The organism is Blastococcus sp. PRF04-17 (assembly GCF_023016265.1).
GTDB lineage: Bacteria > Actinomycetota > Actinomycetes > Mycobacteriales > Geodermatophilaceae > Blastococcus_B.
This window is the reverse complement of record NZ_CP095412.1, coordinates 2,027,574-2,043,250: the sequence shown is the minus strand read 5'-3', so window position 1 is coordinate 2,043,250 and position 15,677 is coordinate 2,027,574. Positions and strand designations below refer to the sequence as shown.

General features: G+C 72.0%; 8 protein-coding genes and 1 pseudogene. 6 read left to right on the top strand and 3 right to left on the bottom strand.

All coding sequences use genetic code 11. The features are described from left to right. Positions 1-24: 24 nt before the first annotated feature. Positions 25-657, bottom strand: a complete 633-nt coding sequence (locus MVA48_RS10385) for a hypothetical protein (protein ID WP_246988545.1) — start codon at positions 655-657, stop codon at positions 25-27. 534 nt (positions 658-1,191) lie between these two features. On the opposite strand from MVA48_RS10385, the gene MVA48_RS10380 reads away from it, so the two are divergent. From MVA48_RS10380 to MVA48_RS10355, 6 genes are all read left to right on the top strand, one after another. Next, positions 1,192-2,127, top strand: coding sequence for a hypothetical protein (locus MVA48_RS10380; protein ID WP_246988543.1), 936 nt, complete (start codon positions 1,192-1,194; stop codon positions 2,125-2,127). A gap of 73 nt (positions 2,128-2,200) precedes the next feature. Beyond that, positions 2,201-3,775 (top strand): hypothetical protein, encoded by a 1,575-nt coding sequence (locus MVA48_RS10375; protein ID WP_246988534.1) that lies wholly within the window; start codon positions 2,201-2,203, stop codon positions 3,773-3,775. Between the two features lie 192 nt (positions 3,776-3,967). After that, positions 3,968-7,189, top strand: a complete 3,222-nt coding sequence (gene recC, locus MVA48_RS10370; protein ID WP_246988532.1) for an exodeoxyribonuclease V subunit gamma — start codon at positions 3,968-3,970, stop codon at positions 7,187-7,189. After that, positions 7,186-10,440 (top strand): UvrD-helicase domain-containing protein, encoded by a 3,255-nt coding sequence (locus MVA48_RS10365; protein ID WP_246988530.1) that lies wholly within the window; start codon positions 7,186-7,188, stop codon positions 10,438-10,440. Before recC ends, MVA48_RS10365 begins: the two co-directional genes overlap by 4 nt. Beyond that, on the top strand, positions 10,437-12,194 hold the full coding sequence (gene recD / locus MVA48_RS10360; RefSeq protein WP_246988528.1) for an exodeoxyribonuclease V subunit alpha: 1,758 nt from the start codon (positions 10,437-10,439) through the stop codon (positions 12,192-12,194). Before MVA48_RS10365 ends, recD begins: the two co-directional genes overlap by 4 nt. Continuing rightward, complete coding sequence (locus MVA48_RS10355; RefSeq protein ID WP_246988526.1) at positions 12,191-12,898, top strand: 8-oxoguanine DNA glycosylase OGG fold protein; 708 nt, start codon at positions 12,191-12,193, stop codon at positions 12,896-12,898. The genes recD and MVA48_RS10355 overlap by 4 nt, the downstream gene beginning before the upstream one ends. Before the next feature lie 398 nt (positions 12,899-13,296). Here MVA48_RS10355 and istB read toward each other — a convergent pair whose 3' ends face one another. Further along, entirely contained in the window at positions 13,297-14,076 is a 780-nt protein-coding gene (gene istB / locus MVA48_RS10350; protein ID WP_246980964.1) for an IS21-like element helper ATPase IstB, read from the bottom strand. Beyond that, a pseudogene (gene istA, locus MVA48_RS10345) lies at positions 14,073-15,586 on the bottom strand (IS21 family transposase). The gene istB and the pseudogene istA overlap by 4 nt, the downstream one beginning before the upstream one ends. Between the last annotated feature and the right edge of the window lie 91 nt (positions 15,587-15,677).

Sequence of the window (15,677 nt, the reverse complement as noted above, 5' to 3'; positions counted from 1 at the left end):
TGCCGGGACACACAGCGGTGGCATTTAGCCTGCATGCGAAATGCTTTTCCGATCCATCCCTTGCAGGCGCAGATTGCTAAGTCGCTCAGCGACAACGTCGTAGGACCGGTGCTGGGTCAAGCGCAGCAGCAGATTGGCTTCAGGTGCAGTGGACCCGATGCCGAGCAGTTCCAGTAGAAGTCCTGTTGCTCTTTGCCCAACGCTCCATCCGTTCCCCGACGTCCATGCCTGGGCGGCCGTGGCAGGCAGCAGATGGCTGAATCGACTGTGGTACTGCTGCAGCGCGAGGCAGTAGCACGGGTAGTCCGCGTCTAGCATCAGTTCTGTGGTGACGTCGTCAATGAACGCTGGATAGCCGAAGAACCGGTTGAATGAGGCCTCCGACCATGCGCGCGTAGGTGGCCATTGCAGGACGTCATTGTGGTCGTAAAACAGCCATGTATCCGCGACTGACGGTCCGGCGAGTGCCTCGCTGATCAAGTGCTGCCACCCGCGATCGCGTGGCGACAAGTACCTCAAGCCGGCCCACCAGGCTTCCTGAACGCGGTCGTGCATGCGGGTGTGACCGAGAAGGAACTCGCGTAGGGCGACGTGGTCCGCGCGGAACTTGGTCTGGGCGATCGGCGTTCGACCGACCCGTCTCGCGATGCGCCGCACGTCCGTCCGTGGGCTACCCGGCGGGCTGAGCCGGTTGAGAACTGGGAGAAGCTGCCTGACCGCTTGCGCGTGGCTCCAGGCGCGGTAGTGATCCCGGGTGCACCCGTTCCTTCCGTCCGGCCAGGTGACGCCGAGCGGAAAGGGGAGCAGTAGCGAGAACCACCACGCGCGGATGTGCGCTGACGGCTGTGGGCCAGTCTGGCTACCTGGCGGCATCGACCGAGCATCTCGCTAGCGAAGGCGCTCAGGTAGGCCGTCGCGCGCGTCAGAACGGAGCCCTTTCTCGGGCATTCGGAGCCTTCTGCCTGCCAACGGAGCCGTTTCTGCGTCTAGCTGACGCGGTCGCGCTACACATTCCGCAGCGCGGTAGGGCTTGATCGCGAAGCCTTCGACGCTGCGAGGCCACGGCCAGCCAGCCCTGCGCCCGTGCCAATCGTGGCGGGAACTGCACGGAGGTGTGTGGTGGCGAAAGTGCGACGAGCAGATGTCCGGCCGCGACGATCGCCTCGTGTCGTACGCGATGCGGTGATGGAGATGACTTCGCCGAAGCTAGTCAACGCGGAAGAGCTCAGTCTGGTGCGAAGCACAGTTCTAAGGCGGTCTCCTCAGCGTATCTCCGAGGCGTCGAATCAGTTCGACGGCCTCGCTGACTACGCCGGGTACCTACGCCAATCAGGGGTCGTGCTGCACGCGACTACGAAGCCGTCAGTTTTCTTCAAGGATGAGTACGTCATGGCCTATGAGATGGAGCTGACGCGACGCGTCGAGCGCACGGAGATAACAGCGGGCACCCAAAGGACCTTGCTCAGCAGGAATCTCGCACTGGCCCGGGACTTGAAGGTGACCGGCATCCAGGTGGTGCGAGGAGGCCACACGAGCCGCACAGCGGTCGGGGAGCCCATGGCGGATGCAGACGTCGCCTCATGGGAAATCGTCGCAGACGCCCAGACGCGTCTTGTACGACTTCATCTCAAGGCGCTGATTTACGGGGCGCGCGGGGCGGGCATGGACAGCGCAGACTTCAAAGAGACCCGCGGGGTGCACGTCCACCGACGCCGGGACGGCGCCGTTGTCGTCGAGATTCAGGGAGAGAGGTCGCGCCTGGTCGTTGTTCTCGACCGCTACGGTGATCGACTGCTGGCATTGGCCCGGGAGCTCGGCGACGAGCTGCTGATCGGACGTTGGCCGCACCGTGAATCGCCGGTCTCCGACCTGCTGTTGGCAGTGCGTGGTGGCACTGGGTTGCCCAGGCCGCTGCCGCGGTCCATGCGCCGTGCCTACGTGGCAGAGTTGCTCTCCACCGACGTCTCCGTGGTCGTCCTCGTGCGGCAGCTGGGCCGGCACAGCCTCACCGAGATCCAGAACGCGCTTCCCTATGCGCAGACCGAGCACCTCGACGCGGGCCCGTTGCGCCGCGGAGTGCTCGCCGGTGCACCTCGCCAAATCCACCCCGGCAGGGCCAGTGACTGACCCGCACGTCCCCTTCGCTGCCCAGTTGGTGTGGTGCCGAGAGCTCGTCCGGCGCAGCGGTGTCGGCGCCAGGATGGAGCCCATCGTCCGCGCCCACGCTCAGGGGATCGCGAGATCTCTCACCGTCGAGAGCTGGCTGGCCTATCTCGCCTACCTGCTCTCGGTGTTCGACTCCATTCGCGCCAGCGAACTACGCGACGGCCTCACCGAGCTCCTCGGCCCCGCTGGCTGTCGCTGGCTGAATCTGGTGGATCAAGCCGGACAGCAACTGCCGCCCGAGCGCCTGCGGTACATGTGTCGGATCACCGAGTACAACCTCGGCTCCGATCGGCCCCGCCGACCCGGCGAAGAACCACTCACCGAGGCCGAGCGTCAGCTACGGCACCAGCAGCTGCTTGACGTCATGAACGACATCCTCGTCGGGTGGATCCCGGCGGACCTGCCGCACGGCGATCTTCTGGTGTTCGACGCGACCGGCCACGAAACCCCGTCGCGACCGCTCGACAAGGAGCTGCGCGAAGCCCTGGCGGCCGAGGCGTCCCCCGACCTGCTCCTGGTAGAGGAACGACGGTTGCCGGCCGAGCAACAGGCTCGGCTTCGGCGCCAGCGGACCCATCGCGCCGTGGGCGCCCGCTACGGCCACGCGACGCCGACCAACGCTCAAGCGAAGAAGATGATCGGTGGGCTGCACATCCACACGTCCCGACTGGGCACCGTCGAGCCGACCGACGACCCCCCACCCCTCTTCATGCCGGCGGTCTACGCCACCCCTGCGGCCGGCTACAGCCCGTGGCACATGCTCACTGACCAGGTGGAGCGCGTCGAAGTCAGGTTTCCCGGTGAGTACACGGTGGGCGCCGACCGCGACTACAGCAAGGCAATCGACCTGTTTGGCTGGCTCCGCGAGCGCGGCACGCAGTTCGTCCTCGACTTGACCGAGCAACTGCTCGAAGGCCGCGGGGCGTTCAGAGGCGGCCTTCTCTACCAGGGGAACATCCTCTGCCCGGCGACGCCGCAGCACCTCCGCAACCCGGGGCCGCGCCCCACCGCGCGGGAGCACGGGCAGCCGAACCCGGAGAAGGCTGCGTGGGAGGCACGCCTTGCCGCGCAGATGCCTTACCGGGCGCACATCCGCAGCGTGCGCGACGACGGCATCAACGTCAGCTGCCCGGCACTGGGCCCCAGTCCCAAGTGTCAGTGCCGTCTGCGCGGAACCGTCGATCCACGTCTTGACTTGCCGGTGGTGCTGGACCCGCCACCAGCCCTGGAGCACACAATCTGCACCCAGAGCACGATCTTCGTTCCGGACACGGAGAACCCACTGCGGCAGACATTGCCCTGGGGGCGAGCCGACTGGGACCGCCTCTACGGTCGGGCGCGCGCGGCTATCGAGGGCGTGCACGGTGAGCTCAAGCACCCCGACGGCCGGAACCTCACCCGGTGGGTCACCGGAACCAGCTACGTCACTGTCATCGCCATCGTTATCGCCCTGGACCTCGCGCTGATCAACCTGGCCAAGATCCAGGCGTGGGTCGCGACGCATCGCGACACCCATGCCGTGGCCAGGCGCCTGGCTGCGGATGTTCTGTTCGCACCGCCGGCGGACGCACGGGAGTGGCTGTACAGCGAACTTCGCCGGCAGCGGTGAAATCGGTGAGCGTTGCAGGCATCGGCCGCTCAGCTCGCTCCGGGGGACCCACCTGCAGTCAACGGAGTGTCTGACGGCGTCACGGCGCCCGGGCCCCGGCCGCGGTCCTCTGGGGGTATCACCGAGCCCGTCCTGTCACCCGGAGTGAGTCGTACCGCGCGTTCTGTCGCACCGGTCCGGTAGACAACTCGGGTGCTCCATGTCCACCGGGCCGAACGATCGGCGCGTCTCGCCGACGGGTTGGCGGCTGTCCTCGCGACGCCGTTGGCCGACCCCTTCGCGTCCGAGGTCGTCGCTGTCCCGGCGAAGGGCGTGGAGCGGTGGTTGGCGCAGCGGCTGTCCACCGTGCTCGGCGCCGGGCCTGCCGGCGATGGGATCTGCTCGGGCGTCGTCTTCCCGTCGGCGGGTCGGCTGGTCGACGAGGCTCTGGCTGCGGCGCGCGGCTCCGACCTGCGAGACGACCCCTGGGTGGACCCGGTGTGGCCGCTGCTCGAAGTGGTCGACGCGCACCTGGGTGAGCCGTGGTGCCGGGTCCTCGCGCAGCACCTCGGCCACGGCGCCGACGATCACCGCCGCGGCCGCCGGTGGGCCGCCGCGGCTCGGCTCGCGGGACTCTTCCGCTCCTACGGGGCGCACCGCCCGCAGATGCTGCGGGACTGGGCCGACGGTCGCGACACCGATGGCCACGAGCCCCTGCCGGAAGACCTGATCTGGCAGGCGGAGCTGTGGCGGCGGCTGCGCGATCGGCTGGGGCCGAGCCCGGCGGAGCGGCTCGAGGACGAGTGCGGCGCGCTGCGCGCCGACCCCGCGCTGTCCGACCTGCCGGAGCGGATCAGCATCTTCGGGCCGACCCGGTTGCACGCCGATGCGCTGGCGGTGCTGGGCGCGCTCGCCGAGCACCGCGACGTGCACCTCTGGCTGCCGCATCCCAGCCCGGTGCTGTGGAGGCGGCTCGAGGGCCGTGCCGCCGGTCGCCGGCGCGAGGACGACACGGCGACGCTGCCTGACCATCCGCTGCTGCGCAGTCTCGCTCGCGACGTCCGTGAGCTGCAGCTGCGCCTTCCGCCGCACGAGGACGAGCACCATCAGGACGCCGACCGGCCGGCGACCCTGCTCGGCCGCCTCCAGTCTGACCTCCGAGATGACGTCTCCCCAGGCGGCGCCGACCTCGACGACAGCCTGCAGGTGCACGCCTGCCACGGTCCGGGCCGGCAGGTCGAGGTGCTGCGTGAGCTGCTGCTGCGCATGTTCCAGGACGACCCAAGCCTCGAGCCGCGCGACGTCCTCGTCATGTGTCCTGACGTCGAGACGTTCGCGCCGCTGATCTCGGCCGCCTTCGGCCTCGGTCCGGAATCACCACACCCGGGCGGCGCCCTCCGCGTGCGGCTGGCCGACCGCAGCCTGCGCCAGACGAATCCGCTGCTGGACACTGTGGCCGCGCTGCTCGACCTCGCGCAGAGCCGGGTCACCGCCAGCCAGGTGCTCGACCTCGCGGCCACTCCTGGCGTGCGGCGCCGGTTCGGCTTCACCGACGACGATCTGGAGCGCATGCGCGACTGGGTGGCACAGTCCGGCGTCCGGTGGGGCATCGACGCCGCCACCCGGCGTCCGTTCGGGCTGGACTCGGTCGCGCAGAACACCTGGCAGGCCGGCCTCGACCGCGTCCTGCTCGGGGTGACGACGTCCGAGGACGAGCCTGTCTGGCTCGACCGCGCACTGCCACTGGATGACGTCGACAGCAGCGACATCGACCTGGCCGGGCGGCTTGCCGAGCTGCTCGACCGGCTCGAGGACGTGCTGACGGCGTTGAGCGGCGAACACCCGGCCGGGCACTGGATCGACACCCTGACCGGCGCCCTCGACCTGCTCACCGACACCGACCCCGCGGACGCCTGGCAGCTCGGGCAGGCCCGGCGTGAGCTGGCCGAGGCCGGGGAGGGCGGCGTCGCCTTGATCCGGCTCGCGGACGTGCGTGCGCTGATGGCCGATCGCCTGCGCGGGCGTCCCACCCGGGCGAACTTCCGCACCGGCAACCTGACGGTCTGCACGCTGGTGCCGATGCGGTCGGTGCCGCACCGCGTCGTCCTGCTGCTCGGCCTCGACGACGGTGTCTTCCCCCGCACGGCCGGCATGGACGGCGACGACGTGCTGGCCCGCGACCCGTGTGTTGGGGAGCGGGACGTTCGCAGCGAGGACCGCCAGCTGCTGCTCGACGCCCTCATGGCGGCCGGCGAGCGGCTGGTCGTGCTCTACACCGGCGCCGACCCGGTCAGCGGCGCCCGGCGGCCGCCGGCCGTTCCGCTGGGTGAGCTCCTCGACGTGGTCGACGCGATGGTGCCCGGCGCCCGCACCGACATCGTCACCCGGCACCCGCTGCAGCCCTACGACGTCCGCTCCTTCACCGGCACACCGCCGCCGAGCTTCGACCCGGTGAGCCTGGCCGGCGCCCGCCGCTCGGTGCGGCCCCGCGAGCCGGAGCCCGAGCGCCGCCCGCTCGGGCCGCTGACCGGACCGGTCGCCCTGGAGGACCTGGTCGCCTTCGTCGAGCACCCGGTCAAGGCCTACCTGCGGCAGCGGCTGCGCATCACGCTGCCCGGTGAGGACGACGAGATCGCCGACGCGCTCGCCTCCACCCTCGATGGCCTGCAGGAGTGGGCGGTGGGCGAGCGCCTGCTGGCCGCCGGTCTGCGCGGCACCCGCCCCGAGGACGCCCGGCTGGCCGAGTGGCTCCGCGGCACGCTGCCACCACGCGGCCTGGGGGAGCAGGTGCTGCAGCGGGTCGGCGGCCGCGTCGACGCCCTGGTCGCCGCCGGCCGCACCGCTGTTGCCCCCATGCCCCGGACGGTCGATGTCCGGCTCGATCTGGGTGGCCGGGAACTCTCCGGCACGGTCAACGGGGTGCGCGATGGCGCGGTGGTCACCGTCACCTACTCCAGCCTGTCAGCGAAGCACCGGGCGCGGGGCTGGGTGCTTGCGCTGGCCCTGGCGGCCGCGGAGGGCGCGGGGCGGGCGATCACGGTTGGCCGCTCCCGTGACCGGGCGCGTACGTCGACCATCACGGCGCCGCCCGACCCGGTGACCGCGCTGACCGATCTGGTGGACCTGTACGACCGCGGGATGTGCGAGCCGCTTCCGATGGCCGTGAAGACCTCCTGGGCGTACGCCGGGGAGCGGCTGGACGGCAGGCCGCCCGAGCGAGCGCTCGACACCGCGCGCAAGGAGTGGAACCGCGACTCCGGCGGAGAGCGCGAGGACCGGTCCCACCAGTACGTGTGGGGCGACAAGCCGGCGTTCGAGCAGCTCGTCGCGGCCGAGCCCGGCGACGGGGAGCAGTGGGCCGGCGAGACCACCCGCTTCGGCGCGCTGGCCTGCCGGCTCTGGACGCCGATCCGCGCGGCGGAGCAGTTCTCGTGAACGCCTTCGATGTCTGCGGCCCGCTGCCGACCGGCACGACGGTGCTGGAGGCGAGCGCCGGCACCGGCAAGACGTTCACCATCGCCGCGCTCACCGCGCGCTACGTCGCCGAGGGAGCGGCCGAGCTGTCACAGATCATGCTGGTCACCTTCGGAAACGCCGCGTCACGCGAACTCCGTGACCGGGTGCGTGAGCGCCTGGTGTCCGCCGAGCGCGGCCTGCGCGACCCCGACACCGCCCGGAGGAACGAGCGCGACCCGATCCTGCAACTGCTCGCCGACGTACCCGACGACGAGGTGGAGCGCCGGCGGCAGCGGCTCGCTCGGGCGCTGGCCGGCTTCGACGAGGCGACGATCGCCACCACCCACTCGTTCTGCTCGCAGATGCTGGCTGGGCTCGGCATGGCAGCCGACGCCGACCCCACTGCCGTGTTCGTCGAGGACATCGACGACCTCGTGCGCGAGGTAGTCGACGACCTCTACGTGCGCACCTTCGCCGGCTCCGCCGACCCGCCCTTCCTCTCCCACGCCGAGCTGCTGGAACTCGGCCGCCGTGCGGTGGGCAGCGACCGGCAGGCGACGCTGTGGCCGCTGACCGACGAGGGGCAGGCCGGCCGGCGCCGCCGCGCCGCGGCCGCCGTCCGCCGCGAGGTGGAGCGCCGCAAGCGGGCCGTGGGGCTGGTCGACTACGAGGACTGGCTCTCGCTGCTGCGCGACGCCCTCACCGACGACACCTCGGGGCCGGTGGCGTGCGAGCGGGTGGCTGCCCGGTACCGGGTGGTGATGGTGGACGAGTTCCAGGACACCGACCCGGTGCAGTGGGAGATCCTGGAGCGCGCGTTCCACGGCCGCACCACGCTCGTGTTGATCGGCGATCCCAAGCAGGCGATCTACGCCTTCCGCGGGGGTGACGTCACCACGTACCTTGCCGCCGCTGCCGAGGCGACCACCGAGGCAACCCTCGGCACCAACTGGCGCAGCGACGCGCCGCTGCTGGGCGCGCTGGACCTGCTCTTCGGCGGCGCAGCCCTCGGGCACGAGCGGATCGTCGTCCGGCCTGTCGACGCGGCCCATCCGGAGGCGCGGCTCACCGGGGCCGGTGCACCGCTGCGTCTGCGGCGGCTGGAGCGCACCGGCCACGGCCGGATGTGGCAGGGCCTGCCCTCGGTCGCCCGGCTCCGCGACGCCGTCGCCTGTGACGTGGCGGCCGACGTCGTCGACCTGCTGTCCGGCGACTCTCAGTACGAGGGGCGGCCGGTGCGCCCCGGCGATCTGGCGGTGCTCGTGCGCACCAACGCCCAGGGACACCTCGTGCGCGAGACGCTGGGGCGCGCCGGGGTGCCGGCCGTGTTCGCCGGCGGCGGCAGCGTCTTCTCCACACCGAGCGCCACTTCCTGGCTGCGCCTGCTGGAGGCGCTGGAGCAGCCGCACCGGGCCGGCCGGGTGCGCTCCGCAGCGCTGTCGATCTTCCTCGGGCACGACGAGCACTCCCTGGGCGCCGTAGGCGATGAGATCGCCGACGAGCTCGGCCCGCAGCTGCGCCGGTGGGCGGACGTACTGAGCGACCGCGGGGTGGCCGCCTGCCTCGAGGCGCTGACCGCCGAGACCGGTCTGCCCGAGCGCGCGCTGGCCCGGCCGGACGGAGAGCGGGTGCTCACCGACCTGCGGCACATCGGCCAGGTGCTGCACGCGGCGGCGCAGCGCGAGTCGCTGGGCCTGACCGCGCTCGTCGAGTGGCTGCGGCGGCGCATCGCCCAGGCCTCGGTCGAGGGCGCCGATGAGCGCAGCCGGCGTCTGGAATCCGACGCGGCCGCCGTCCAGATCATGACCGTCCATGTGAGCAAAGGCCTGGAGTTTCCCGTCGTCTACGTGCCCTTCGGCTGGGACCGGTGGACCCCGGACAACCCGCAGGTGCTGCGGCTGCACGACGACCAGGGGCAGCGAGTGCTCGACGTCGGCGGGACGGCCGGCCGTGGCTACGCCGAAGCGCGCGGCCGGCACGAGGCCGAGGAGTCCGGCGAGGACCTGCGGCTGCTGTACGTGGCGCTCACCCGCGCCCGCTGCCAGGTCATCGCCCACTGGGCGCCCAGCAGCAACACCGCCGCCGCTCCACTGAACCGGCTGCTGTTCGGCGCGGCCGGTCCGGGCGCCGAGCCGGCCGCCCGCGTGCAGCCGCCCGCCGACGACGACGTCGCGGCCGCCCTCGCCGCGCTGTCGGCCCGGTCCGCCGGCCGCATCGAGGTCGCCGACGTGAGTGGCCGCGCGGTGCCGCGCTGGGAGCCGCCGCGCACGCCGGCTCCCGAGCTGTCGGTCAGCAGCTTCACGCGCACGCTCGACGACGACTGGCGGCGGACCTCCTACAGCGCGCTCACGCGCAGTGCCCACGACGCGGCGCACGAACAGCACTTCGCCAGCGAGCCCGACCTTCCGGGCACGGACGACGAGCGCGACACGGAGACCTCGCTCGAGGCGCCGCCCACCGACGCGCTGGCGTCCCCGCTCACCGATCTTCCCGGCGGGGCGGCCTTCGGCACCCTCGTGCACGCCGTGATGGAGGACCTCGACCCCAAGGCGCTGGATGAGCGGTGCGCCCAGGCGGTCGCCCGCCACCTCGTGCCCGGCGTCACGGCCGAGGCGCTCGCGGCCGGCCTGCGGCCGGTGCTCGCCACCCCGCTCGGGGACCTCGGGCTCCCACTGGCCGCGATCGCCGCCGCCGACAGGCTGGCCGAACTCGACTTCGAGCTGCCGCTGGCCGGTGGCGACGACGCCGTGCCGCACGCAACGTTGGCCGACGTCGTGGACCTGCTGCGGCGCTACGACCTGGGGCCGCTCGCCGGCTACCCCGACCTGCTGGCCGCAGTGACTCCGCAGGCGCTGCGCGGATTTCTCACCGGCAGCATCGACGCCGTCCTCCGGCTGCCCGGACCGGTCTTCGCCGTCGTCGACTACAAGACCAACCGGCTCGGCGCCGAGCCGTTGACCACGTGGCACTACCGCCCAGAGGCCATGGCCGAGGAGATGCAGCGCGCTCACTACGTGCTCCAGGCGCTGCTCTACTGCGTGGCCCTGCACCGCTACCTGCGCTGGCGGCTGCCCGGATACGACCCGGACCGGCACATCGGGCCGGTGCTGTACCTGTTCGTCCGTGGCATGGCGGGCGCGGCCACCCCGCTTGGTGCGGGTGTCTTCACCTGGATTCCACCGGCCGGGCTGGTGCCTGAGCTCTCGGACCTGCTGGCGGGGCGACCGTGATCCCGGTCCGTGCCGACGGTCTGCTGCGGCAGTTCGCCGAGGCCGGCGTGCTCACCGCCGCCGACGTGCACGTCGCCCTGCGGCTGGCCCGGCTGGGTGGTGAACAGCACGAGACGGTGCTGCTCGCCGCAGCACTCGCCGTACGCGGTGTCCGCGCCGGCTCGGTGTGCGTGGAGCTCGCCACCGTCGCCGGCTCCGTGGTGCCCGACGAGGACGCCGAACCGGTCGAGCTCACCTGGCCGCAGGACTGGTCACCGCTGCACGACAGCCCGGTGGTCGCCGTCGGGGCTGATGCCCCGTGGCGGCCGCTGCGGCTGGTCGACGGGCTGCTCTACCTCGACCGGTACTGGCAGCAGGAACAGCAGGTCCGCCGCTCGCTCGACGAACGCGCCGCCCGGCCGGCGCCGACGGTGAACCTCGCGTCACTGCCGACGCTGTTCGCCGGACCGGCACCGAACCTGCAGCGGCTGGCGACCGCGGTAGCCGCCGGCCGGTGGATCAGCGTGATCACCGGAGGGCCGGGCACCGGCAAGACGCACACCGTCGCCCGGTTGCTGCGGCTGCTGCTCGACCAACCCGGTCCGCCGCCGCGCATCGCGCTGGCCGCACCCACCGGCAAGGCAGCCGCCCGCCTGCAGGAGTCGGTGCTGGAGCAGGCTGCCGCGGTGGGCCTGCCGCTGGACCTCACCGCGCAGACGCTCCACCGCTTGCTCGGGTGGCGGCCCGACAGCCGCAGCCGATTCCGGCACGACGCGACCAACTGGCTGCCCTTCGACATCGTCGTCGTGGACGAGTCCTCGATGGTGTCGCTGACGATGATGGCGCGGTTGCTCGAGGCGCTACGGCCCACGGCGCGGCTCGTCCTCGTGGGCGACCCCGATCAGTTGACACCGGTGGACGCCGGTGCGGTGCTCAGCGACCTGGTGCAGCGGCCCGCACCGGCCGGCGCAGTAGACGGCGTTCCCGCGGAGGCGGCAGTCGACGCGGCCGACCTCTCCGACGACGACCGTCGGCAGCTGCGCAACGGCGTCGTGCGGCTGCGTGTGTCGCAGCGCTACGGCGCGAACATCGCCGGGCTTGCGGAGGCGGTGCGCACGGGCGACGCCGATCGGGTCCTGGAGCTGCTGGATGGCGGTGACGGTCTCGTCCTGGATTCGAGCACCGCGGTGCTCGAGGAGCAGGTCCGTGATGTGGCCGGAGAGATGCGTGCCGCGGCGGAGGCCGGTGATGCCGACCGGTGCCTCATGCTGCTGGGCCGGCACCGGCTGCTGTGCGCGCACCGGCACGGACCCTTCGGCGTCTCCGCGTGGAACGACCGCGTCGGCAGGCTCACCGGTGCGGCGGCGGGGGAGTGGGGGCCCGGGCTGCCGCTGATCGTCACCGCGAACGACTACGAGAACAAGCTCTGGAACGGCGACACCGGCGTTGTCGTGCGCACGCCCGACGGGCCGCGGGCCGCGTTCCTGCGGGGCGCCGGACCGGCTCTGGTGCCGCTGTCCCGGCTGTCAGCGGTCAGCCCGGCGCACGCGCTGACCGTGCACCGCAGCCAGGGCAGCCAGTTCGAGGCAGTCACCGCACTGCTGCCCCCAGCCACGTCGCCGCTGCTCACCCGCGAGCTGCTCTACACCGCGGTGACTCGGGCCAGTCGTCGCGTGCGGGTCATCGGCTCGGAGGACGCGGTGCGCGCGGCCGTCGGCCGGCAGGTGGTGCGTGCCAGCGGCTTGCGGCGCCCCCTGTCCGGGGAGGGGACGTGAGCGACCAGTCGACGTTCCCGTTTCGCGGACCTGCTCCCGATCGCCACGCCGTTGTGCTCGACCAGGCGACGACCGTGTCGCTGGCGGCCTGGCGGGCCGGGCTGCCTCCGCAGTGGTTGCCGCCGGCCTTTCGCGACACGGGCATTCACACAATCTCGGTGCGGCGCCGTGATGTGTTCGCTCTGGCCGAGGAAGCGCACACGCCGGTCGGCGCGGTACACACCTACGTCGCCGCGGCCGCGTGGGGCAGCGCGTCCGGCCGTGAGGTCAGCCGCCGACTCCGGGCCTTTACCGACGTCGAGGAGATCGCGCGCAAGCTCGCAGCCGTGACCGGAATCCTGGCCACGAAAGGCACGTCCGACGCCTTCACGGCGTTGCTGCACGGCGATCAGCGGATCGCGCACCTCGGGCCCGCGTTCGGCACGAAGTTCCTGTACTTCGCCGGCTACCGGCGTGTGCCGTCGGAACCGCAGCCGCTGATCCTTGACAAGAACACCGGCATCGCGGTCCAGCGACTCACGGGCCAACGCTGCCCCTACGTGCAGGTGAGCACCCAGGACTACCTCGACTACCTGCAACTGCTGCACGGGTGGGCGAGGGCCTGGGGCGAGTGTGAGCCGGACGTGGTGGAACGCGCCGCATTCGACATCGGGAAGGCCAGCCCGCTGACGGTCAGCGTTCTCGCCGGAGTGCCGGGCAGCTGAGATCCCGGACCCGCCGGGGAAGCGAGTGTTGGCCCGGCGTAGTTGAGCGGCTGGATCGCGGCCACCTAGGGCGGTTGGTCATGGTCAGCGGGCCAAGGCCGTGTGAGGTCCTGAGCGCCGCGCTGAGTCCAGCGCCGGTGGATGCGGATTGGACTGGTCGCGGCTGTCGACAAGGCGAGGTGGCTAGACGAGATTTGGAACCGGTCCGGGGGCTGTTCCGAAACTGTCGTCCCCACGTGATGTGCTGATCCCGTACGGCGGCCTGGGTGACTAGCCTGCGCTTGTCGCAGACAGGCACCCCGCCGCGACGGCGGGTTCGGAACGCGGGGGACGCTGTCAACGGCCAAGCTGAGGTCCCCGCTCGTGGCCAGGTGAAAGTCCCCGCCCCTCGCGGTTGATCAGCGTGTGGTGGGGCGGTCACCTCCTCGGGTGCGGGCTTGGCGCATCCGGTAGGACTCGCCGTCGGTGGCGATGACGACGCTGTGGTGCAGCAACCGGTCGAGCAGGCTGACGGCGGTGGTGTGCTCGGGCAGGAACCGGCCCCACTGGTCGAAGGCCCAGTGCGAGCCGATGCCCAGAGCGCGGCGTTCGTAGGCGGCGGCGACGAACCGGAACAGCAGCTGGGTGCCGGTGTCGTCCAGCGGCGCGAAGCCGACCTCGTCGACGATGATCAGGTCGTTGCGCAGCAGTGTGTCGATGACCCGGCCGACGCTGTTGTCGGCCAGGCCGCGGTAGAGGTTCTCGACCAGGTCGGCGGCGGTGAAGTAGCGGACTCGGTGCCCGGCGAGCACGGCGGCGTGGCTGAGGGCGAGCAGGGTGTGGCTCTTGCCGGTGCCGGCCGGGCCGACCAGGCAGAGGTTCTCCCGAGCGCGGATCCACTCCAGGCTGGTCAGGTAGGCCCAGGTCGGAGCGGGGATGCTGCTCGCGGTCAGGTCGAACTCCTCGATCGTCTTGAGCATCGGGAAGCCGGCGGCCTTCAGCCGCAGCCGGGTGTTGGAGGCGTCCCGGGCGCCGATCTCGGCCTCGACCAGGGCGCGAAGCAACTCTTCCGGTGCCCAGCGCTGGGTCTTGGCGGTGGTCAGCAGCTCGGGGGCAAGTGAGCGCATCGCGGCGAGCTTGAGCCGGCGCAGCCCGCCCTCCAGGTCGGCCGGCAGCGGCGCCGGTGCGGTGGCGGTCATGCCCCCGCCCCGGTGGCCGCGGCCGAGCCGTCAGTGGAGTGGTCCCCGCCGCGCAGGCTGTCCAGGGAGTAGGCGGCCAGCGGCCGGGTGGCCGTGGCTGGCAGCGGGATGACCAGGGCTTCCCCGGCGGGGCGGACATCGGCGACTCCGGCGCCGGCGGCCAGGATCGAACGCACGTCGGCGGCGCGCCAGCGGCCGAAGGCGACCGCTCGACCGAGCGCGGCGGTCAGCGCCTCGCGGCCGTGGGAGGCCTCGAGGGCGGCCAGCTCGACCAGTTCGGGGCCGAGGCGGGTGTTGCCGGCCGCGGCGGCGCCGACCAGCCACTGCTCGGCGACCGGGCCGAGGGCGCAGAACGCCTTCTCCGCCGCCGTCCTCGGGCGGGCCGCCCGCTGCGGTGCCCGGCGGGGGCCGCCGTAGTGCTCATCCAGCACGCTGGCCTCGCCCGGCGCGACGAGGGCGTGATCGGCGGCGACCTCACCGGTGCCCGGCACCACCACGGTGAGTCGGCCGTCGGCGGCCAGCAGTGCGACCTGGGTGCCGATCAGCGCGGTCGGCACCGAGTAGCGAGCCGAGGAGAACCGCACGCAGGACAGCTTGTCGACCTTGCGCAGCGTCGTGCGTCCGATGCTGGGCCGCAGCGAGGGCATCGCGCCCAGCAGTTCCCGTTCGGTCTCCAGCCGAGCCGCCGGGATCGCGGCGATCTCCGAGTGCACGACGCCGTTGACCTCGTCGCACCAGGCGGCCGCCGCCGCGTTCGCCGCGGTCAGGTCGGCGAACGGGGCCTGCGGGATCATCAGGTCGGTCTTGGCGTAGCCGACCAGGTTCTCCACGATGCCCTTGCTGGCCGGATCGGCGGCCCGACAGAAGTCCGGACGGAACCGGTAGTGCGCGGCGAACCGCACGTAGTCCGGGGTCGGCACCACCACGTCGGCGACCACGCCGCCCTTCAGGCAGCCCATCCGGTCGGCCAGCACCACCTTCGGCACCCCGCCGAGGACCTCGAAGCACTCGGCTAGCAGCCCCAGGGTGGTCTCGGCGCGCTCGTCGGTGGCGAAGCGGACGAACCGAACCCGGGAGAACGCCAGCACCGCGCAGAACACGTGCAGCCCGCCGAGGGTGCCCCAGTCGATGGCCAGCACCTCACCCGGCGCCCACACCGCCGGCCGGCGGCTGCGGGCGTTGGCCTGCCGCCACGCCTTCTTCTCGGCCGCGATCAGCCGCCGGAAGTTGCGCGCCGACCCCTCATACCCGGCCGCCCGCGCCGTCGGCAGCAGCCGCTTGGCGCTGATCCGCCCGTGCGTCTTCTTGACCGTGCCGCCACCAGATCGCGCACGACCTCATAGTTCGCCGGCCGCGGCGGCCGGACCGGGCGCTGCCCGCCGGCCTCGTGCCGTTCGATGATCCGCTTCACCGTCTTGTGGGTGGTGCCGCAGATCGCGGCCGCTCCCCGGTAGCTGCCCACCTCGCGGTAGGCGGTGATGACGTCCAACTCATCCCTCGCAGACTTCAATGGAGCTCCCCTGGGCGGTGCGGTGACTGGCTAGACACCGCCACCGTCACCGCCCAGGGCCTCAGCTCACGATCGACACGACGAGCGAGGG